The following is a 19,859-nucleotide window of genomic DNA, read 5'->3' as shown; positions in this document are numbered from 1 at the left end:
CCTTTTTATTATTTTTCCCTAACTTTGCCGTAAGCCTTCGTCTTCGGCAAGCCCTAACCGCCGGAAGATTTCGGCAATAAGGTGTAGGTCACGACGGGTGTATGGCCTTTCAGTTCAGCTTCTCCTTGCGGTTTCAATCTGAATTCGCCATTTAATAATTTCGCCGTCGTTTCGGAAATGAGAATGTCGCCCGTCCGGGCCGTTTGTTGAAGACGCGCGGCAATATTCACGGCATCACCCCAGATGTCATAGGAATATTTGCTGTGGCCGATGACACCGGCAACGACCGATCCTGTATTAATTCCGGTTCTTAATCCCAGAGATCCTGTTGACGGCCCGGATAGTTCATTTACATAGGCCATAGTTTCCAGGGCAAACTCCGCCGCTTCTTTGGCGCCAGTTTCTGCATCTCCATCCATGCCACCGCATACCATATAAGCATCACCGATGGTTTTGATTTTTTCCAAGCCGCGCCTGCTGAGGAGGTTGTCGAAATGAGAAAAGATCGTATCCAGCAGGGTGACTACTTCCTCCGGTGGACGGTTCATCGCATAGCTGGTAAAGCCGGAGATATCTGCAAACAGGATCGTAATGTTATCCAGCCTGTCGGCAATTGGTTGTTGATCCTTTTTTAGGCGCTCGCCAATCGCTTCGGGCAGCATATTGCGGATCAGATTTTCGCTGCGCTGCCGTTCTTCTGCCAGAAGCGAGAAAGTTTTCTCTTTCTGGCTGACAAAATAAACAAGCAGCACAAAAGCAACGATCGAAACGCCGCTTAAGTTCATCACGAAAAGAATATTAACCAGCTCCGGCGGAAGACCGTTTTCGGAGGATGGGGTTAAGAAATTGTGGGTGGCACCAATCAGGAGCAAGAGGATAAAGGCAACAAACCAGTATGTGGCAATTTTACGATTGGCGAATACCAGTGCGCCCATCGGGCTGATCAGCGACCAGACAATGACAGTTGAAGAATTGATAAATCCGCCGAGTTCAAGCATTACCAGAAAGGGCAGCATCAGGGTGAGAAATAGCTGACTTTCCCGGAGAAGCTGGAAGCCTCTTTCCTTTCGGAATAAAACCAGTGTGCAAATGGAAATGACGGTAAAGGCCCAGGCGATGACAGCGGCCCTGTACTCCCCGAAATAGGCATAGATGCCGCCCCAGAAAAACGCGGGTATCGCCATCATGACGGCGCAGAGTACCAGAAGCTGGTGTGAGAGTTCCGTATCTCTTTTGCTTGCTTCGCCTATGCTCAACCGAGGAATATCTTTGGTTTTTTCTTTCTGGCTCATCAAATAACTATCCTGTCAAACAGCAACATTGACAAGTCCAGATGATGCGTAATCTATTGCAGGTTAGAAAAATCAAAATCGACAACGACGGGTGCATGATCCGAGGGCTTTTCCCAGTCGCGTGCATTCAGAGTGATGTCCATTGCTTTTAAATGCGATTTGAGAGCAGGTGTTACCCAGACATGATCCAGACGGCGCCCCCGGTTTGACGCGCGCCAGTCCCGGGCGCGATAGCTCCACCAGGAATAAAGTGGCTCTGGCTCCGGCACGAAATGGCGCATCGCATCGACCCAGTCATGGGACTGATAAATACGTGCCATATGCTCCACCTCTATTGGTGTATGGCTGACGACTTTTAAAAGCTGCTTATGGTTCCAGACGTCAGTTTCAAACGGGGCGACGTTAAGATCCCCAACCAGAATCAGCTTGTTGCTGTCCGACCGCCGCTCTGTGAAACAGTTGGCCATTTCTGTCATGAAATCCAGCTTATGTGCAAACTTTTCATTTTGCGTTACATCCGCGACATCGCCGCCGGCCGGCACATAGAAATTATGTATCTCGACACCGTTTTCTAACGTAACGGCGAGGTGCCGCTTGTCATCCTTACCGCACCAGAGTCTGCTATCAGTGGGAACAAATGGCAATTTGGAAAAGATCGCCACGCCGTTATAGCTTTTTTGTCCAGCGATAGCATGATGCGCAAACCCCATTTTTGCAAAGGCTTTGAGAGGAAACTCGTTATCGGTCACCTTGGTTTCCTGAAGGCAGAGAACATCGGGTTGGTGTTCCGCCACGAATTTTTCCACATGGGCAAGGCGGGCGCGTACGGAATTGACGTTCCATGTGACAAGGCGCAAATCGTTCATTACGGATCTTTCTCGGAATTTCTCAGAATATATTAAAGCTACTGCCTGTAATGGCGATTGGCCAGTGCCCCTGTTCAAACAGCTTGTATTTTAGCGCAAACGGGTGCGCATCTTCCTCTCCTGCGGCAAGAACAAGCGCGGCCTGGTGGCAGCTTTGCAATGCGGAGCCAGTCGCGGCGCGGATAAGTTCCTGATCTTCGATGCCAGCCTCTTCCGCCATTGCGTCCACTGCCTTGGAAACAATATCGGATGCCGTTGCAGAGACTTGAGTGAGGGCGAGGTTTAAATCTTCCTCACTCATGAGTTCGAGCGCCATGGTTGTCAGGCCCATGCGAAGCTGTTCTTCAGCTTCCCACCAGTCGCTGTTAAATTCCGGATTGCTCGCGGCGAACGCCGCATCTTCCCAGTTTTCCACTTCGGCTACAAAGGCATCTGGAAAGCCGAGCATGTCCATATAATCGCGGGCCGTTGTCAGCGCCTCTTGAGGCAAAGGCTCACCGACATCTTCAAACCATGGAATTGACGGGATGAGCTTGTTAAAGCGAACAACGGATATCAGGGTCGGATAGTCTTCGATATCGGGCAGGTCTTCATCGAAATCGTCGTCATAATCCATGTTGGTCTCTCGGTTAATCAGCATGCCGAACTATGTACCATGGATTTACATGTCGCTTCATGTTTATTCGTAATCGCTATCGAAGAAGGTGAAGAGTTCTGGCTTTAGCTTGATGTTTTTTTCGACCTTACCGAGACTAATGCTCGTAACCTGACCTTGGGCGTCGGTCACCAACCATTGACGCAACTGCAACGGATTATCGCTGAAGATCAGGACAATATTCCCCTCATCAGGGTTATCCGTATCGACGATAGTTAAGCGCAGGGTATTGGCATCATGCTCTACCTTTGTCACGGTTACATCGCCGCTCAACTCGACGTCTTCTTCGAGTAGAATGCTAACCGGAGTGGCGGAAAGCGGCAAACGGGTTGTCTCTTTCAGTTCTTTATCGTGAAAAACAAGCCAAAGGCCATCCGCAACGACGAGAATTTGCGCGGGTGGCTTATATTCAAAGCGCATCCGGCCGGGCTTTCGCATAAACACCGCGCCTTCCGCGATACCGCCAGCAGAGTCAATCTGCAGGAAATCCGCCTGCATGGTTTTAATAGTATCTAGATAGGCTTCGACGCGCGCAATCTGGGCCTGATCCTCTGTCGTCGGTGCGGAAAGGGCAGGGGAGGACACCGCTGTCGCGATAAGTACCGCAAAAAGTATCTGGGCCGTATTTCGTATAAAACGCATAACGTCTCACTTCAGGTTAAATCTTATTAGCTGGGACTGCTCTTTCTGATATGGGAGAGGTGCAGAAAAATGCCAGCAAATTGACGTCGACTTACCGTTCGCGATCATCGATGTCGCGGGCCAGCACTTCGCGTTTCCCGACATGGTTGGCGGAGCCGATCACCCCCTCTTTCTCCATCTGATCGATGATGCGCGCGGCGCGGTTATATCCGATTTGCAAATGACGTTGCACGAAGCTGGTGGAGGCCTTGCGCTCCCGACAGACCAGTTCGACGGCGCGATCATAGAGCTCATCGCCCGAATTACCGCCGCCGCCGCCGGACATTCCGTCGAATTCACCTTGGCTCTCTTCGGTGACTTCCTGTTTATAATCCGGTTCGCCTTGCGCTTTCAGGAAATTTACGACTTGCTCGACTTCCTCATCGGAAACGAACGGTCCGTGGACGCGCTGTACGCGACCGGCACCTGGCATATAAAGCATGTCACCCTGTCCGAGGAGCTGTTCAGCACCCTGTTCGCCCAGCACGGTCCGGCTGTCGATCTTGGACGTTACCTGAAAGCTGATACGGGTCGGGAAGTTGGCCTTGATCGTACCAGTGATGACATCAACCGAAGGTCGCTGCGTTGCCATAACCACATGAAGTCCGGCAGCACGGGCCATCTGGGCGAGGCGTTGCACTGCCACCTCGATATCCTTGCCGGCCACCATCATTAGGTCCGCCATCTCATCGACGATGATCACGATCATCGGCAATGGCTCTGTATCTAGCGCGCGTTCCTCAAATACAGGTTCGCCGCTGGCGGCATCAAAGCCTGTCTGCACAGTACGCTTCAGCACTTCACCCTTTTTCTGTGCTTCACGGATGCGCTGGTTATAACCATCGACGTTTCGCACACCCAGTTCGGCCATCTTGCGATAGCGGTCCTCCATCTCCTTAACCGCCCATTTAAGTGCGACAACGGCTTTGCCAGGTTCCGTTACCACCGGCGCCAACAAATGCGGAATGCCGTCATAAACCGAGAGTTCCAGCATTTTTGGATCAATCATGATGAAACGGCACTCATTCGGTGACAGTCGATAAAGCAGCGACAGGATCATTGTGTTGACGGCGACAGACTTACCCGAACCGGTCGTACCGGCGATCAGAAGATGCGGCATTCGGGCCAGATCAGCGACGACCAAGTCGCCACCAATGTCCTTGCCAAGGGCGAGGGTCAGTTTGGAATTCGTACTCTCATAGGCTGCAGCGGAGAGCAGTTCGCGCAAGAAGACGGTTTCTCGGCGCTGATTGGGAAGCTCGATACCGATGGCGTTGCGACCGGGAATGACGGCAATACGGGTTGATATGGCGCTCATGGATCGGGCGATGTCATCCGCGAGGCCGATTACACGGGAACTTTTAAGGCCCGGTGCCGGTTCCAACTCATAAAGCGTGACAACCGGTCCCGGACGGACCCGGCTGATATCCCCCTTAATTCCATAATCATCCAGCACAGATTCCAACAGTCGTGCATTCTTAGAAAGAGCCTCCTCGCTAACTGGTTTGGAGACAAGTTTCGCATCAGGAAGCGCAAGCAGATCAAGCGGCGGAAGCTGATATTCCCCGGCCGGACCCAAATCGAGCGCGGGCTGTTTTTCTGCCGCAACGCGCTTGCCGACAGTGGTTCCGGTTTTTCGTTGTTCGATTTGTGGTTCTACCGCCTTGCGGACAACAGGGGCCTTTTCTTTTTTAATCCGGACTTTCTTCTTCTTGGCGGGAGCGCTTGTACCCAGTGGCTCATTATCATCTTCGTCTTCTATCTCGCGGCGGAAGCGGAAATCACGAAGATATCCCGGCGCAAGCAGAAGCGTTTGCACGACGGCTTTAAGCGACAGGCCGATAACACGCCATTCCTGCTTCGAGACGCCAAAGGATATTAAAAGGAGGGCAATTGCGATGATTGCCAAAATAGGGCCGAGGATTGCCGCATGAATATCAAGGCCGATCTGTTGACCGCCAACGATGATCGAATTGAAAATAACTTCGCCAACGATGCCACCATAGCCGGAGTTCAGCGGCCAGCTTTCTGCAACAGGAAGTGCGGCAAGCGCAGCGGAAGTGAATGACACGCCAAAGGGAAGCACGGCAAGATGCACCCAGCCCCACCGCAATCCCCGATGTGACATCACCCGCCATGACCAAGCGACAAGGCCGAGGACCAGGGCAATGGAACCAAACCCGATGGTTTGCAGCAATAAATCCGCAAGATGAGCGCCGCCAAGCCCGAGAAAATTACTCGCTGGGTTTGATGTCGCGTGATTGAAATTGGGATCATCCGGAGAATAGGAAACAAGTGCCAGTACGCAAATGAATGCCAGCAGCAATAACGCCAGTCCGCACAGTTCAACGAGCCGACGGTGGAGAAAATCTACACTTCCACTCGGCAATAGGGAAATCGATTTGGAACCTTTTGATCTAAACATCATACGGACATTCTATAAGCTATTGGCGAGTCTAGTTAAAGCCTCTTTACTGTCCTCTGGCGCCGAGACCAGAGCAATTCGAATATATGGATCACCGGGATTGATGCCATCTGAATCGGCAACACTCAAAAACTTTCCTGGCAGGACCCGGATTGCGGCCTTCGTCCAGAGACGTATTGCGGCCTCGACACCGTCGCCGACATCCAACCAGAGAAAAAATCCCCCTTCAGGACGGTAAAAGCCAAACTTTGATCCGAATATTTTTTCAGCAATATCAAATTTCTGGCGGTACAGAGCACGATTTTCCACTACATGAGTATCGTCATTCCAGAGTGCCGCTGCCGCTGCACAAACGGGGAGGGGGGACGCTGCGCCAGCAAAATTCCGTAAATTGAGAAAAGTCTTGATAATATCGCTTTCGCCAACGCAAAAGCCGGATCTCAGCCCTGCGGCGCTAGAGCGCTTTGAGAGAGAATGAAATGCAAGCACATGGTCAAGTGCGCCGCCAGCCTTCGCGCAGATTTCAAGAATACCAGTCGGCGGTGTTTTATCATAAATCTCTGAATAGCATTCATCGACGATCAGCATGAAATCATGCTTGCGAGCGAGGGCGAGGGCAGCCGTCAGATATTCCGCGCTTGCAACGGTTCCTTGTGGATTTGAAGGATTGCATAAGTAAAAGGCGGTTGCGCGATTGAGAAGTTCCGGTGTGAGCGCGTCCAGATCCGGAAAGAAATGAGTGTCCGGCCCTGCGGGCAGAAAAACAGGTTCCGCCCCGGCCATGACGGCGGCGGCATGATAGACATGGTAATAGGGCGTCGGTAGGAGAATAACTGGCTTTGGCTGATTGTGGCCCGCTCGCTCCGTAATCACGGATGCGATCATATAGAGAGCTTCTTTGGTTCCATTCACCGGCGCAATATTCTGATCGGCCTCGATCATTCCATCAGTTAGCGCGTATCGGCGGGTAAGCCATCCCGTGATTGCGCTTCGTAAGCCGGGGGTACCGCCAACAGGGGGATATTTTCCGTAAAGATGTTCATTGGCGCGCAACGCATCATTCATCAACTGCGGCGGCTTATGTTGCGGCTCGCCAATCGTTAGAAGGGTAGGCTCAAAACCTTGAGCCGGATTCAGAGGATCAAGAAGCGAGCGCAGAGCATCGAAGGGAGATCCGCGTAAATGGGATAGTTCGGAGTTAATCATATACCCAGGATACCGATGTCGAAGGGGATAAACGGCCTCCGAACTTAGTTAAATCACCCCGGGTATACAAGCGGCAACACGCCGAAAGGAGGTATAATTCGCGACTTCTTGCTTTTATACCACGCCTTTCGGGCGTCATGATGCCTATCAGCTCAAGTCTTGTTCCGGATAGGCACCGATTTTATGGATGCTGAGATCAGCGCCGATAAATTCATCCTCTTCCGATAATCGGATACCGCTGACCTTTTTTAGCAGGCCATAGACGAGGAAGCCTGCGAACAGTGCGTAACTACTCGCGAGAAGACTGACCAAAAGTTGAGCCATAAAGCTGACACCGCCGAGACCACCAAGTGCCTCCAGCCCGAAGATGCCGGCAGCGATGCCGCCCCACAGCCCGCAGAGTCCGTGCAATGGCCAAACGCCCAGCACGTCATCAATTTTCAGCTTGTTCTGACAATAGGTAAAGGCAAATACGAACAATCCACCCGCGATCCCACCTGTCAGGAGTGCCCCGATGGGATGCATGATATCCGAACCGGCGCAGACAGCGACAAGGCCGGCAAGCGCACCGTTATGCACAAATCCCGGGTCATTGCGTCCGGCGAAAAGCGCGGCGACGATCCCGCCGACCATGGCCATGAGGGAGTTCATGGCAACGAGGCCGGAAATCCCGCCAACTGTTTGCGCGCTCACGACGTTAAAGCCAAACCACCCGATGCACAGGATCCAGGAGCCAAGGGCGAGAAACGGGATATTTGATGGCGGGATACCATTTACGCGACCATCTTTTGTATAGCGTCCTTGCCGGGCCCCAAGTAGCAAAACGGCGCCAAGGGCGATCCATCCGCCAACAGCATGAACGACAATCGATCCGGCGAAATCGTGAAAACCCACCCCGAACATATCTTCGATATATCCCTGGATACCAAAATTGCCATTCCAGATGATCCCCTCCAAGAAGGGGTATATCAAGGCGGTCAGGATCGCGGTGGCCATAAGCTGCGGCCAGAATTTCGCACGTTCAGCGATACCGCCCGATATAATGGCCGGGATGGCAGCGGCAAATGTCAGCAGGAAAAAAAATTTGACCAGATCATATCCGTTGCTGGAAAAGGCATATCCATCTGCTTCTGACTCGCCGGAAAGAACGGCGGCATCCACCAGAAAATCAACGCCATAGGCAACTGCGTAGCCGACAAAGAAGTAACTGATTGTTGAAACGCCGAAATCGGTAATGATTTTAACCAGGGCATTAACCTGATTTTTTCGCCGGACCGTACCAACTTCTAAAAAAGCAAAACCGGCATGCATGGCAAAAACAAGAATAGCACCTATTAGCACGAACAGGACGTCCGTGCCTGTAATTCCCTCAGACATTCAACTTAGCTCCCTCATATTCTTTTGCCGCGTTGGGGCGCGGATTAGTCTTTGTTAATCAAGGAGCGTGCCAAGTTTGATCTTGCCCATTTTTGGTGCTTTTGGGCAAAGCTTGAGTAACCACAAACGAAAAATGCCCAATTTTTAACCATATTCAGGACTAAAAATTGGGCATTTGCGTAAGTACTGGGCGGCATTGCCGCCCAGTGTCGTTTAGAAGGATTGTGAGCCTTGCCCAAATTCAGGATAGGCTTCAAGCCCAAGTTCCGCCTTGTCGAGGCCTTCGACTTCGTCCTCTTCGCTCGCCCGGATACCCATCGTATATTTCAGGATCAGCCAGAAGATGCTGCTAAGGACAAGTACGAAGATACCGATTGAGACAATGCCGGTCAGCTGTGTAACGAGTGTCGCATCCGGATCGGAAATGACAACCGCAATCGTACCCCAGATACCACAGAAGAGATGGGCCGGGATGGCACCGACAACATCGTCGATTTTCAACTTGTCGAGCAGTGGAACCGCAAAGACCACAATTGCACCACCAATGGCGCCAATGATAATGGCCATTCCGATTGTTGGATCAGCAGGTTCAGCAGTGATTGATACAAGACCGCCGATCGCACCGTTCAAGGCCAGCGTTAGGTCGACTTTCTTGTACATGATCTGCGTAACGATCATGGCTGCGAGAACACCACCGGCTGCCGCCATGTTGGTATTGGCGAAGACATTTGCCATCTCGATGGCGCTGGCAGCAGATCCGAGCGCAAGTACGGAACCACCGTTAAAGCCGAACCAACCAAGCCACAGGACGAAAGTACCAAGTGTTGCAAGCGGCAGGTTTGCCCCGGGGATCGGGTGAACTTTGCCTTCGGCAGAATATTTGCCTTTACGGGCACCAAGGATGATCGCGCCAGTCAATGCAGCCCAGCCACCAACGGAATGCACAAGCGTTGAGCCGGCATAGTCGGAGAAGCCCATTTCTGCGAGCCAGCCGCCGCCCCATACCCAAGAACCCTGGATCGGATAGATAATAGCGGTCAACAGGACGACGAAGGCGAGGAATGACCAGAGCTTGATCCGCTCAGCCAATGTACCTGATACGATGGAAGCTGCCGTTGCAACAAAAACCATCTGGAAGAACCAATCGGAAGATGCGGAATAGCCGCCATCTGCGAAGGTGCCGGACAATGCTTCCGTATCATCTGGGCCCCAGAATGGGCTGAAGCTTCCAATATAGCCGGTCACATCCATATACATGAGGTTATAGCCGACGAGATAGAAGGTCAGTCCGGCAACCGAGTAAAGGGCGATATTCTTAAGGCAAATGGTCGCCGTATTCTTGGAACGAACAAGTCCGCTTTCGAGCATGGCAAAACCAGCAGCCATCCACATAACGAGCGCGCCGTTTACAAGGAATGAGAATGTGTTGAGAACATAGGCCGTTTCGCTATCAACTGCGGCAAAAGCGGGCGCCGCGCCAATAAGAGCGAATGCCGCAAAGGATGCGGCGGCAGTTTTTATATATTTCAAATTACGCATCATTAATCTCCTAGAGCGCGTCTGCGTCAGTTTCGCCCGTGCGAATACGGACGACATTCATCAAATCGAACACAAAAATTTTGCCATCGCCGATCTGTCCGGTTTTCGCAGCGCCAGCAATTGCTTCGACCACCTGTTCGGCAAGATCCTCTTTGACGGCAACCTCAATTTTAATTTTGGGGAGAAAAGAGATTGCATACTCCGCGCCGCGGTATATTTCTGTATGCCCTTTTTGTCGGCCATACCCCTTGACTTCTGTTGCAGTCAGCCCGTCGACACCGATGGATGTCAAGGCATCGCGCACTTCGTCCAGTTTGAAGGGCTTTATTACAGCCATTACCAGCTTCATGATGGTCACCTCATTGACTTGTCGTTTGACCGGGGCAAAAAACTCCGGTTTCGGCCTTCTTTTTTCAAGACCCGTGCCAACTGAGGTTCGATTTGAAATTTATAGTGTTATCAATGTATTAAGCATATGGTGCCAAAAAATTGAGCGCCGATAGCCTATAAAAATGCACAAAATTTAATCAAATATGACAAAAAGCCTAATTTTTAGGCATTTAGAGGTCTGAGGGCAACTTCCGCTGCGGTGGACAGACGCAGCAGCTTTCCTTCGGTATCACCTGGCGCCATCAGCATCAGGCCGACGGGAAAGCCGCTTTCAAGGCCGCAAGGGAGAGTTGTTGCGCACAACCGAAGTAAATTTGCCAGACGCGTGAGGCTGATCGACATCATTGTCGCTCTTAAGTAAGCATCGACACTTTGAAGGAGCGGCGCTATCGCGGGAGGATGCTCGGGCTGTGTTGGGCCGACCACCAGATCATAGCCAGCGGTTTGATCAATATAATCTGCGGTTAATGTTTCCAGCCCGTGGTAGAGTGCGGCGGCGTCGACCGCTGTGAGTTTGTCCGCAGCTAGGATTCGTTCTTCAATCGGTTCATACATGCAGCCGCGATTGGCGCGAATTTGATCGCCATACATCATGCAGGCCTCTATGGCAGCCGGGCTGCCATGCTTGGCCGTTAATGCGACAACGTCATCGAATGCCGGTACCGGCCCTTCTGTCACGATTGCGCCGGCGGCTGCTAAAAGGGAGAGGCCCTTTTTCACCTGTTCCGTAATGGCGGGATCGGACAGTTCATCGAACTGGCTTGTCGCGCGTAGGATCCGTACACCTTCTAATGAAGAGCCAGAAAGGTCGGCGGCTGGCCTGCCGGAAAGAATGCTGTAGAGAATATTCGCATCGGCTATGTCCTTGGTGAGAGGGCCGATGGTGTCCTGAGAATAGGAGAGCGGGACGGCTCCTTCCAGCGAAATCTGTCCATATGTTGTTTTGAGGCCAGTGACACCGCACCATGCCGCCGGGATCCGGACGGAGCCAGCTGTGTCTGATCCGATAGCCGCCGGCGCCAGCCCTTCTGCAATGGAGAGAGCTGCACCTGCCGACGATCCGCCTGGAACCCGATCAATTTCTCGATCAAAGGGATTAGCTCCGGTTCCTGTCCACGGGTTTACGCCGATACCAGAAAAGGCAATATCTGGCATATTCGTTTTGCCAAGACAGACAAGCCCGGCGCGGCTTGCCCGTGTCAGGCATTCTGCGTCCGTCGCCGGTATACGCCCTTCATAAAGCCGCGTACCGGCTTCCGTCTCGACGCCTGCCGTATCAAATAGGTCTTTCCAAGAAATCGGCACACCATCCAGCGGGCTGAGCCGTCTTCCAATCGCCGCCCGGATTGCAGCGGCTTTTGCTTCGCTTAAAGCGCGTTCTTCAGTTAGGCGGACATATATTTTATGTTCCGGATCGAGTTTTTTAATCCGTTCGAAAAAATATTGCGCAAGTTCGATTGGATCAATCGTCCCTTCGCCTATAAGGTGCCCAAGTTCCAGGGCTGTCATTTCGTGCCAATGCTTTGCCATGACAGCAAATTAGACATATATCTTAATTAGTGGCAAGTAATCTGGTGAATTTGTTCACATGGCGGAAATGATGACGGGAAAATTAAATAAAGTGGATGTGCTAGTGGTGGGTGGTGGCCTGAACGGGCTGCCATTCGCTATTGCTGTCGCGTCTGCTGGGCTGGACGTATTGGTTCTGGAGAGAGAGGAGCCGACACATCTTGTGGATGCGGAATTCGATGGTCGAGTTTCGGCAATTGCTCATGCATCGCGAAATCTTTTCCGTGCTTGCGGTATCTGGGATCACGTTAAAGCAGCAGAGCCGATGCTGGATATTCGGATTACAGACGGCCCCTCAAATTTCTTCCTTCATTACGATCATCGCCAACTTGGTGATGAGCCCTTTGGCCATATGGTGGAAAACCGGCATCTTCGCCAAGCGTTGTATGCGCGGGCAGCGGAAATCCCCACGCTTACCATTAAGGCTCCTGCGGAATATAGCGAGATTGTTCGAGATTGTTCAGGTGTTACGGCGCATCTTGTTTCAGGTGAGGCGGTAACCGCGCGTCTTATCGTTGCTGCGGATGGCCGCAATTCACCGATCAGGAAACAGGCCGGAATTAAATCCGTTGGCTGGTCCTATGATCAAATGGGTATTGTCTGCACCATCGCGCACGAGAAACCGCATCACGGTGTAGCGCAGGAGCGGTTTTTGAAGCCCGGACCCTTTGCAATTTTGCCAATGACGGGGAACCGGTCCTCTCTTGTCTGGACGGAACAAACGGAGCGTGCGAAAGTCATTATGGCGCTGCCGGAGCCTGAATTTCACCGGGAGATGACTAAACGCTTCGGCGATTATCTGGGTGATCTTAAAGTGGTTGGTCCGCGCTGGGGCTACCCTCTCAATCTGCATCAGGCGGAACGATATGCCGATTTACGGCTCGCGCTCATCGGGGATGCGGCGCATGGCATGCATCCGATTGCCGGGCAGGGACTAAACCTTGGCCTAAGGGATGTGGCGGCACTTGCGGAAGTGGTTATCGACGCGGCCCGGCTTGGGCAGGATATAGGGGGAGGCACGGTGCTGGAGGACTATCAGCGCTGGCGCAGGTTGGACAGTGTTGTCCTGCTGGCAATTACTGATGGATTAAACCGGCTCTTTACAAATAATGTTGTGCCGATCCGGATAGCCCGTGATGTGGGGCTTGCTGCGGTAAACCGGATGCCCAAGCTCAAAGGGTTGTTCATGGAACATGCGCGCGGTACGGTCGGAAAAATGCCACGTCTGCTGCGGGGCGAGGCGCTATAGTCGCAGTTTATGGATCCCGGCTAAGACCGGCTTTCGCAAGATTGTCGAGGTATGCCTCCCAGATAGTTTCCTGATTGAGGCCGAGTTCATAAAGATAGGCCCAGGAAAACAGGCCTGTATCATGCAAGTCATCGAAACTGATGCGCACCGCGTAGTTGCCAACCGGTTCCAGGCCCATAATCCCGACATGTCGCCGTCCTGCAACGGTCTGTTTTTGGCTTGCCCCGTGGCCCTGAACCTCCGCGGAGGGGCTTTCCACGCGTAAAAGCTCTGCCGGGAATTGGAATGAATGGCCATCTTCGAACGAAACAGCCAACGTTTTCTCAGCTTTTTTCAGGCGGACCTCGGTCGGTTTCGGGCGACCTGCCTCGTCATAAATTTCACCGCTCATTAGCCCGTCGTCTCGTCAATCTCGCGTGCTTCATCCACGAGCATGATGGGAATGCCGTTTCGTATCGGGTAGGCGAGATTTGCACTCTTACTGACTAGCTCATTATTCTCCCGATCAAAAATCAATGGTCCCTTGGTGAGGGGGCAGACAAGGATCTCTAGAAGTTTTGGATCAACGGCTAACGTCTTGTTGTCGGACATGGGTGTCTCTTTAAGTAGAGGTTATTGCACGGTGCGGTGTGTTTCTACCTGTTGGAGCATCATTTGCAGCAGGCTGATCAACAAATCTGATCTGGCTGAAATATCTACAGCTTCAAGCAGAGCCTGTTTTTCGACAGGGGAAAAGGGGCAGATCATGGAAAGGGAATTTACCAGGCTATCGTCGTCCAGATGGTCGAGAGTTTGCCAGTCGCTAGCCTCTTCTTCAAATTCCAGAAAATGATGCAATGCTTCGTGCAGGGCCAAGCGATCCACGCAATTTTGTTGTAGCGGTTCCATATCATGAATGAATTTGCGGTACGCCGCTTTAACTTGTCGGTAGGGCGTGGCCACATTGAGTTCTTCAATAACTTCGAATCTGCAAATGCCTTCCAGTGTAATGCGTAGCATTCCATTCGGTAGTTCGCCATATTCGCAGATCTTACCGGCGCAGCCAATTTGGTAGGTCTCTGGAGTCATATGGTTGGTTTCTGGGTCGCGCGGCTGGATCATGCCGATCAGGCGATGCGTTGCCATAGCGTCCTGCACCATGGCAAGGTAGCGCGGCTCGAAAATATTCAGCGGTAAATGTCCATTCGTCAACAGAAGGGCGCCGGTCAATGGAAAGATCGGCAGGGCAGTCGGAAGTTCTTCCAGTCCTGTATTTGCGCCCGTGTCCGTCATGCGAATAGGATCGATGACAGTTGCCGACGAAGGCTTTTGGTAAGCGGGTCAGCCGGCCCCATCACTTCCAGCATTTTGAGGAGTTCCTGCCGTCCTGCGGCCTCATTCCAGTCCCGGTCCCGGCGGATAATTTCCAGAAACTCTGCCCCGCCGGCTTCATAGTCGGCACTGCCCGCGAGCGCAATTCCGTATTCAAGTCGGGCTGCAAGGTCATCGGGGTTCTCCTCAACCTTTTGGCGGAGCGGTTCCAGTTCGCCGGCATCTGCCGCATTTTCAGCGATTGAGATAGCGGCGAGCGCGGCTGTAACGGCGGGGGTTTGCTTGACGTCTTCCGGAAGTGTAGCCATCAGGCTCTTGGCGGCGTCAAGTTCCCCGAGCTTGACATATACCCGGGCAAGCTGCGCTTTTGCATCAACATGGTCCGGGTCCAGTTCCAGTATTTTTGCGAAGGCGGTGAGTGCGACTTCCGTGTCCCCTGCCTCTAATGCTTCCGTGCCGGAGCCGTATGCTTCGTCGATTGGGGACGGCCCAATTGGACCCGCATGCTTCTCCACAAATTCCTTGATCTTGCTTTCCGGCAGCGCGCCCATGAAGCCGTCTACAGGCTGACCATCTTTAAAGGCGAATACCGCCGGGATGGATTGTACCTGGAGGCTCTGGGCGATCTGCGGGTGCTGGTCAATATCAATCTTGACGAGCTTAACGGTGCCTTTCGCGTCGGTGACTACCTTTTCAATCATTGGGCCAAGCTGTTTGCACGGGCCGCACCAAGGTGCCCAGAGATCAACAAGGACCAGAGTCTCCTTGCTCGCCTCGACCACGTCCTGCATAAAGCCCTCTGTAGAGCCATCCTTGATCAAGTCATCGCTTGTAACGGCACCGTCGCCAATCAGAGTTTCCATAAGTCCGGTTCACCAATGTTTTTTGTTTTCAAAGAAGAGCGAGCCATCAGAGCAGCCATTGCTCGGTCCATGGGATAGCACCATACGTTAGGTTTGTTAAGACTCCTGTGGATGATTTAGGCCATGGATAAAGACAATCAAGGTGCCTGTGAAATCTTATCCGCGTTCCGGTAGCTCAAGAATGCGGGGTTGATGTCCGCATCCAAGGATGAACTTCTCCAGATCCGGTGAGGTTATTTGCGTTGTCATTGTATTGCGAAGCGGATGATAGTTGAGCAGATCATGCGCCATCATCCGCTTTTCAAGTATCACTGAAACGCATTGGTTCGTATCATTGATGAGGGAAAATGGTGTCACCGAGCCCGGTTCCACACCGAGTGTTTCCCACAGGAGTTCCGGCTTTCCGAAACTCAGGTTTTTCGCGCCGACCAATTTGCGAAATTCTTTTAAATCAACTGCCGTCTCTTGAAGGCAGACGATCAGGTATAAATCTCCGGTCTTGTCTTTCAGGAACAGGTTCTTGCAATGCCCGCCGGGGATATGATCCGTATGCGCCTGCGCTTCATCGACCGTGAAAACCGGCGCATGGTGGTGGGTTTCATAGGTGATTCCCAGCGCATCTAGCGTCTCGAATAATTCCTCGGGTGTTGCGGGCATTCTCTCTCCTCTCTCCGGTTTGGATGCGAGAAAATTAGCGGCTCCATCCGCCAGAGGAAATAAAGAATTCACAAAAGCCGCATTTTTTGACAAAACGCGCTTGCATTCAGGGGCTATTTACGTATTATCCCGCCTCGCAACGGATGTTGCACGCTCGAGCGGGCGTAGCTCAGGGGTAGAGCATAACCTTGCCAAGGTTAGGGTCGTGAGTTCGAATCTCATCGCCCGCTCCAATTTTCAAAAAAGGCCCTGCAGGAATGCGGGGCTTTTTTGTGATTGTTTGCTTTTTCCTTCGAGAATCCTAGCAGTTTCTGTGCACAATTCAAGGCACTGTACACACTTCTGTACACATCTGCTTGGCAAGGTGCTCACAGCAAGCTGTGGCATGAAATAGCTCTACCCCTGAGCTACGCCCGCTCATAATGTACGTGCTTTGCACATAGAAACGGATTTGGTTATGTTCAAACAACTGGAATGACTGGGATTAACTAGCGTAATCCAACTTAGGTGAGGCTAGCTGCTATGGATAGTTTGGGGAACTCAAGGCGTAATAGGACAGACCTAGTTGTTAAATCCGAACAGTTTACTCAATTTGTTTCCGATATTAAAAATACGTATTTGGAATCCCGTAAAGAACAGGGAATCAGAGGATTGTCAGAGTCTGAGGCGGAAAGCTATTTTCGTCACTTTGAGATTGTACTGGCAGATTTAGCATCCGCTTGGAGTGCAGATCCAGAACTATATATCGGTTATAGCCGGTCGAAAAAATATTTTATTGAAGGGGGTTCTTACTGGGACTATGAAAATAGTAGCCCCTTCATATCTGAAAGAATATTTCTACGAGTTATCGATTTTCTGGAGCACCAACAGCTAATTGAAAATCATGTTGCTAAACAAGGGTTCAGTGATATTTCGTCGCGAATGCGAGCTGCGCCCGGCCTCCAAACTCTATTTGATGAATTTGAGGTAAATTGGGCTTGCATATTGACCGATCCCAACGCCCCAGTGATTTTTGTCAAGGATACAGAAAACAAAAATTTCATTTCATTTCCTAAACCGGGAAAGTTTGACTTAGAAGCTTCTCGAAAAAATATCAGGAGAATAAATGAGAATTTACAATCCAGCTTGATCAATCTGTCTATCTCTGATGACGATTTCGAACTGATAAGAAGACGTCTATCTCGTGTGGGGGAGCAGGGGATAGTCGAGACAACTGATAATGATGAGTTCAGAGAGCCTCTTGAGTTCTCAAATAGATCCCTTCGACGAATTTTCTCTTTAGGTAGCTTCAGTAATGGAGGAAGGTTTTACGGAGGCTGGTGGCAGGGATTGCCTAGTGAATACAGAAAATTTATCGAGATAGAAGGGTGTGTTACTCGGGAGATGGATTATGCAACCCTCCAACCCCATATGCTTTATGCGTTTGTGGATAGGGAGCCTCCTGAAGATTCTTATATACTGGAGGGATGGGACGTTAGTCTCAGGCCATTAATTAAAAAAGCTTTCAATCAACTTGTTAATAGTGATCCCTCCTCTAGAAATCCCAAACAATGGCATCGTTTTGGACCTGATCTGGATCCAGACCCTTTGCCGGTTGATTGGGGTGAAATGTCTCTTTCTCAAAAAATAAAATCTCGGCGACGGCAATTTGAGGAACTCACGGGGAGACCGTATTCCGATTTGTTGAGTGACTTAATAAAATTCCATGAGCCTATTGAAAACGATTTTTTCTCAAGTGCTTGGGGCGCAACCCAGAATTTAGATTCTCAGATTGCGGAACGTGTGATGATTAAACTATTGGACAATTCGCCACCAATAACAGCGCTTCCAATTCATGACTCCTTCATTGTACGTCGAGGTGGAGAAAAATTACTGCACAACGCCATGACTGAGTCATTCAGCGAAGTTATAGGAACGGAATGTAAGATAGATTTAGATGAAGCAGTATATGATCCGCCAGAAGGATATGATGGACCTTCCTTGGTCAATATGTCAGATATAGAGGCCGAGACGAAATCGTATATGGAAACGCATAGAACGTATCATATTCGTGATGAGCAATGGCGGAAAGTACATGGATTATATGGTTACGAATAACAGTCGTATTTGATCTCGCTAGTACATTGAACGCTAACGTCAAATTAGTTAATGAACGTAATAATATAACGAAATAATATTATAATGGAATGACGTCTTATCATTAGTTAATCGCGTTCTATTGCTTATAGTTCTATCTTGATAATTCCTCTCTCTATACTGGACCACGATAATTTATTTTAGGGCGTTCTCATCATTCGCTTTCTAGTAATGAGAAAAATTGAACAGGATTAGAGCACATTCCAAACATTAATAACCACGGCAGGGTAACCAAGTCTTCTGGGAGTTCCATTCTGCTCGTAAGTAAATAATCGTCATATTTCTTTGTTTCGAGATAACCCCCGTGCGCCAGATTTCTTAAGATACGGATATATTCGCCCCTTCTTTCTTCGGCACTTTCCGTGCCAAGATCATCTAATAGCTTGTCTTTAATATTTCTATACGTGGTTATTGTAGAACGTGACAATGCCTCGCCAAATTCGCTGTCAGAGCTTGAATAATTTTTTGACAGCATCGTAGCGAGCTTTTTCCCAAACTGCTCAGACATTAACAGTAGCGAAATGGCGGATTCATCTTTTGTGCGATCACCAGTGTATCCGCGATACAAATTAGCTAATCTGTCAAAAAAATTGAGGGTAAAAGCAAATCGACTATGCGGGCTTGAGGTATTTACAATTGCTTGTAGGTCTGCAAACAGAAAGTGGATTGATATTTCAAATTTATTTTGCCGCATAAGATCAATTGAATCGCTAGAATCAACAAAGTTAGTAAAGTTATTGATGAACGAAAAAATATTGTTAACCGCATTTACTGCTTCTCTTAAAACTCGCCATACTCCATTTTTTGTAGGTAGCTTGAATCCCCTTAACCCATTGGGATTTGGAACTGACGCTCTTATTGTAGATAAAGAAGTGAATTGGTCAGAAAAACTAGTTGTCAAATCATAAGGGAGGCCAAAAAGATCTCTTGAATAGAAATGCCAGGAACAGCCAGTTCTTTTGAATGGGAATGTGAATATGATAGGATATAGGCGAGTGAGCGCGTCAACATAGTCGGGAATTTGGAGTGACGCTTGTTTGAGCCCGGCCATCGCGTCGTCTGTTTTAGATTTGCCTTTTACCGCATCTAAGCCCAGTTTCTCAATCAATAGAGCAATTTTAGTAAAGGAAAATATACTTTCCTGTAGCTTTAAATCTACAGTAATTGGAGTTGCAAATTCTAATTGCGGAACGAATGAAAGCAAAATTCTTAATGCTTCTTCTCCGCATTCGGCGGCAGCTTCCGGATGCGGCTCTAAGTAAACACGGTTTAGTAGGGATATCAAATGTCCAAATGACTCTAAAGCTTGAGTTCTGTGTAATTCTTTAGGGGGTTTTATTTCTGGAGTAAGTTTTCGAAGAAAGTCTGTGTTGTCTTCTGTCACCTCTAGAAGACCCTGAATTGTTGATCGTAAGTCCAGATGGTTAATCGGTTGCTCATAGCCCATAGCCAATGGGGAGAGACCTTGTTTCGAAAGAACTTTATCTGCTGTACTTATCCCGATTTTGGATCCGTTAATTATAGGCGATAAACCAGTGCAATCTACTAACGTACTAACGGCAGATTCAGGCTGAAGCCATTCAGTCTTAAAGTAATATATCTTGTCACGCATATTATCAGGTTTCACATAAGTGGGCTTCTAG

General features: G+C 50.2%; 18 protein-coding genes and 1 tRNA gene. 3 read left to right on the top strand and 16 right to left on the bottom strand.

Features of this window, described 5'->3' with window-relative positions; genetic code table 11:
• Positions 1-53: 53 nt before the first annotated feature.
• From LKE13_RS02790 to LKE13_RS02745, 10 genes are all read right to left on the bottom strand, one after another.
• Complete coding sequence (locus LKE13_RS02790) at positions 54-1,292, bottom strand: adenylate/guanylate cyclase domain-containing protein (protein WP_227948172.1); 1,239 nt, start codon at positions 1,290-1,292, stop codon at positions 54-56.
• A 53-nt stretch (positions 1,293-1,345) separates the two neighbouring features.
• Positions 1,346-2,158 carry an exodeoxyribonuclease III gene (gene xth, locus LKE13_RS02785; protein ID WP_227948171.1) on the bottom strand — a complete coding sequence of 271 codons (813 nt, stop codon included), beginning with the start codon at positions 2,156-2,158 and terminating at the stop codon, positions 1,346-1,348.
• A 22-nt stretch (positions 2,159-2,180) separates the two neighbouring features.
• Positions 2,181-2,774, bottom strand: coding sequence for a hypothetical protein (locus tag LKE13_RS02780; protein ID WP_227948170.1), 594 nt, complete (start codon positions 2,772-2,774; stop codon positions 2,181-2,183).
• Between the two features lie 63 nt (positions 2,775-2,837).
• The gene (locus tag LKE13_RS02775; protein WP_227948169.1) at positions 2,838-3,455 is read right to left on the bottom strand and encodes a LolA family protein; all 618 of its coding nucleotides are present in this window, start codon (positions 3,453-3,455) and stop codon (positions 2,838-2,840) included.
• A gap of 91 nt (positions 3,456-3,546) precedes the next feature.
• Positions 3,547-5,919 carry a DNA translocase FtsK gene (locus LKE13_RS02770; protein WP_415776491.1) on the bottom strand — a complete coding sequence of 791 codons (2,373 nt, stop codon included), beginning with the start codon at positions 5,917-5,919 and terminating at the stop codon, positions 3,547-3,549.
• Between the two features lie 12 nt (positions 5,920-5,931).
• Complete coding sequence (locus tag LKE13_RS02765) at positions 5,932-7,125, bottom strand: aminotransferase class I/II-fold pyridoxal phosphate-dependent enzyme (protein ID WP_227948167.1); 1,194 nt, start codon at positions 7,123-7,125, stop codon at positions 5,932-5,934.
• Between the two features lie 147 nt (positions 7,126-7,272).
• A complete protein-coding gene (locus tag LKE13_RS02760) occupies positions 7,273-8,502 on the bottom strand; it encodes an ammonium transporter (RefSeq protein WP_227948166.1) in 1,230 nt (409 codons plus the stop codon).
• Between the two features lie 213 nt (positions 8,503-8,715).
• Positions 8,716-10,041 (bottom strand): ammonium transporter, encoded by a 1,326-nt coding sequence (locus LKE13_RS02755; RefSeq protein WP_227948165.1) that lies wholly within the window; start codon positions 10,039-10,041, stop codon positions 8,716-8,718.
• Positions 10,042-10,051: 10 nt separating this feature from the next.
• Positions 10,052-10,390, bottom strand: a complete 339-nt coding sequence (locus tag LKE13_RS02750; protein WP_207041894.1) for a P-II family nitrogen regulator — start codon at positions 10,388-10,390, stop codon at positions 10,052-10,054.
• Between the two features lie 203 nt (positions 10,391-10,593).
• Positions 10,594-11,940 (bottom strand): amidase, encoded by a 1,347-nt coding sequence (locus LKE13_RS02745; protein WP_227948164.1) that lies wholly within the window; start codon positions 11,938-11,940, stop codon positions 10,594-10,596.
• Between the two features lie 91 nt (positions 11,941-12,031).
• On the opposite strand from LKE13_RS02745, the gene LKE13_RS02740 reads away from it, so the two are divergent.
• Positions 12,032-13,249 (top strand): UbiH/UbiF/VisC/COQ6 family ubiquinone biosynthesis hydroxylase, encoded by a 1,218-nt coding sequence (locus LKE13_RS02740; RefSeq protein WP_227948163.1) that lies wholly within the window; start codon positions 12,032-12,034, stop codon positions 13,247-13,249.
• A 7-nt stretch (positions 13,250-13,256) separates the two neighbouring features.
• On the opposite strand, the gene LKE13_RS02735 is transcribed toward LKE13_RS02740, so the two are convergent.
• The 5 genes from LKE13_RS02735 to LKE13_RS02715 all read right to left on the bottom strand — a co-directional run bounded on the left by LKE13_RS02735 (position 13,257) and on the right by LKE13_RS02715 (position 16,080).
• A complete protein-coding gene (locus tag LKE13_RS02735; RefSeq protein WP_227948162.1) occupies positions 13,257-13,640 on the bottom strand; it encodes a gamma-butyrobetaine hydroxylase-like domain-containing protein in 384 nt (127 codons plus the stop codon).
• Complete coding sequence (locus LKE13_RS02730) at positions 13,640-13,840, bottom strand: Trm112 family protein (RefSeq protein ID WP_227948161.1); 201 nt, start codon at positions 13,838-13,840, stop codon at positions 13,640-13,642. The genes LKE13_RS02735 and LKE13_RS02730 overlap by 1 nt, the downstream gene beginning before the upstream one ends.
• A gap of 21 nt (positions 13,841-13,861) precedes the next feature.
• Complete coding sequence (locus tag LKE13_RS02725) at positions 13,862-14,521, bottom strand: LON peptidase substrate-binding domain-containing protein (protein ID WP_227948160.1); 660 nt, start codon at positions 14,519-14,521, stop codon at positions 13,862-13,864.
• Positions 14,518-15,423 carry a thioredoxin gene (trxA, locus tag LKE13_RS02720; protein WP_227948159.1) on the bottom strand — a complete coding sequence of 302 codons (906 nt, stop codon included), beginning with the start codon at positions 15,421-15,423 and terminating at the stop codon, positions 14,518-14,520. The genes LKE13_RS02725 and trxA overlap by 4 nt, the downstream gene beginning before the upstream one ends.
• Positions 15,424-15,579: 156 nt before the next feature.
• Positions 15,580-16,080 carry a prolyl-tRNA synthetase associated domain-containing protein gene (locus tag LKE13_RS02715; protein WP_227948158.1) on the bottom strand — a complete coding sequence of 167 codons (501 nt, stop codon included), beginning with the start codon at positions 16,078-16,080 and terminating at the stop codon, positions 15,580-15,582.
• A gap of 158 nt (positions 16,081-16,238) precedes the next feature.
• On the opposite strand from LKE13_RS02715, the gene LKE13_RS02710 reads away from it, so the two are divergent.
• Positions 16,239-16,313: transfer RNA gene (locus tag LKE13_RS02710), tRNA-Gly, on the top strand.
• Between the two features lie 289 nt (positions 16,314-16,602).
• On the top strand, positions 16,603-18,177 hold the full coding sequence (locus tag LKE13_RS02705) for a hypothetical protein (protein ID WP_227948157.1): 1,575 nt from the start codon (positions 16,603-16,605) through the stop codon (positions 18,175-18,177).
• A 193-nt stretch (positions 18,178-18,370) separates the two neighbouring features.
• Here LKE13_RS02705 and LKE13_RS02700 read toward each other — a convergent pair whose 3' ends face one another.
• Complete coding sequence (locus LKE13_RS02700) at positions 18,371-19,828, bottom strand: hypothetical protein (protein WP_227948156.1); 1,458 nt, start codon at positions 19,826-19,828, stop codon at positions 18,371-18,373.
• Positions 19,829-19,859: the final 31 nt, after the last annotated feature.

Source organism: Sneathiella sp. HT1-7 (assembly GCF_020731145.1).
In the GTDB taxonomy this organism is placed as follows: domain Bacteria; phylum Pseudomonadota; class Alphaproteobacteria; order Sneathiellales; family Sneathiellaceae; genus Sneathiella.
The sequence above is the reverse complement of the archived record's forward strand: the minus strand, read 5'-3'. Positions and strand labels throughout refer to the sequence as shown.

What these genes read in the sequence shown, in the direction of transcription:
- LKE13_RS02790 (WP_227948172.1), bottom strand. Translation starts at nt 1,292, where the DNA reads ATGAGCCAGAAAGAAAAAACCAAAGATATTCCTCGGTTGAGCATAGGC.
- xth (WP_227948171.1), bottom strand. Translation starts at nt 2,158, where the DNA reads ATGAACGATTTGCGCCTTGTCACATGGAACGTCAATTCCGTACGCGCC.
- LKE13_RS02780 (WP_227948170.1), bottom strand. Translation starts at nt 2,774, where the DNA reads ATGGATTATGACGACGATTTCGATGAAGACCTGCCCGATATCGAAGAC.
- LKE13_RS02775 (WP_227948169.1), bottom strand. Translation starts at nt 3,455, where the DNA reads ATGCGTTTTATACGAAATACGGCCCAGATACTTTTTGCGGTACTTATC.
- LKE13_RS02770 (WP_415776491.1), bottom strand. Translation starts at nt 5,919, where the DNA reads ATGTTTAGATCAAAAGGTTCCAAATCGATTTCCCTATTGCCGAGTGGA.
- LKE13_RS02765 (WP_227948167.1), bottom strand. Translation starts at nt 7,125, where the DNA reads ATGATTAACTCCGAACTATCCCATTTACGCGGATCTCCCTTCGATGCT.
- LKE13_RS02760 (WP_227948166.1), bottom strand. Translation starts at nt 8,502, where the DNA reads ATGTCTGAGGGAATTACAGGCACGGACGTCCTGTTCGTGCTAATAGGT.
- LKE13_RS02755 (WP_227948165.1), bottom strand. Translation starts at nt 10,041, where the DNA reads ATGCGTAATTTGAAATATATAAAAACTGCCGCCGCATCCTTTGCGGCA.
- LKE13_RS02750 (WP_207041894.1), bottom strand. Translation starts at nt 10,390, where the DNA reads ATGAAGCTGGTAATGGCTGTAATAAAGCCCTTCAAACTGGACGAAGTG.
- LKE13_RS02745 (WP_227948164.1), bottom strand. Translation starts at nt 11,940, where the DNA reads ATGACAGCCCTGGAACTTGGGCACCTTATAGGCGAAGGGACGATTGAT.
- LKE13_RS02740 (WP_227948163.1), top strand. Translation starts at nt 12,032, where the DNA reads ATGACGGGAAAATTAAATAAAGTGGATGTGCTAGTGGTGGGTGGTGGC.
- LKE13_RS02735 (WP_227948162.1), bottom strand. Translation starts at nt 13,640, where the DNA reads ATGAGCGGTGAAATTTATGACGAGGCAGGTCGCCCGAAACCGACCGAG.
- LKE13_RS02730 (WP_227948161.1), bottom strand. Translation starts at nt 13,840, where the DNA reads ATGTCCGACAACAAGACGTTAGCCGTTGATCCAAAACTTCTAGAGATC.
- LKE13_RS02725 (WP_227948160.1), bottom strand. Translation starts at nt 14,521, where the DNA reads ATGACGGACACGGGCGCAAATACAGGACTGGAAGAACTTCCGACTGCC.
- trxA (WP_227948159.1), bottom strand. Translation starts at nt 15,423, where the DNA reads ATGGAAACTCTGATTGGCGACGGTGCCGTTACAAGCGATGACTTGATC.
- LKE13_RS02715 (WP_227948158.1), bottom strand. Translation starts at nt 16,080, where the DNA reads ATGCCCGCAACACCCGAGGAATTATTCGAGACGCTAGATGCGCTGGGA.
- LKE13_RS02705 (WP_227948157.1), top strand. Translation starts at nt 16,603, where the DNA reads ATGGATAGTTTGGGGAACTCAAGGCGTAATAGGACAGACCTAGTTGTT.
- LKE13_RS02700 (WP_227948156.1), bottom strand. Translation starts at nt 19,828, where the DNA reads ATGCGTGACAAGATATATTACTTTAAGACTGAATGGCTTCAGCCTGAA.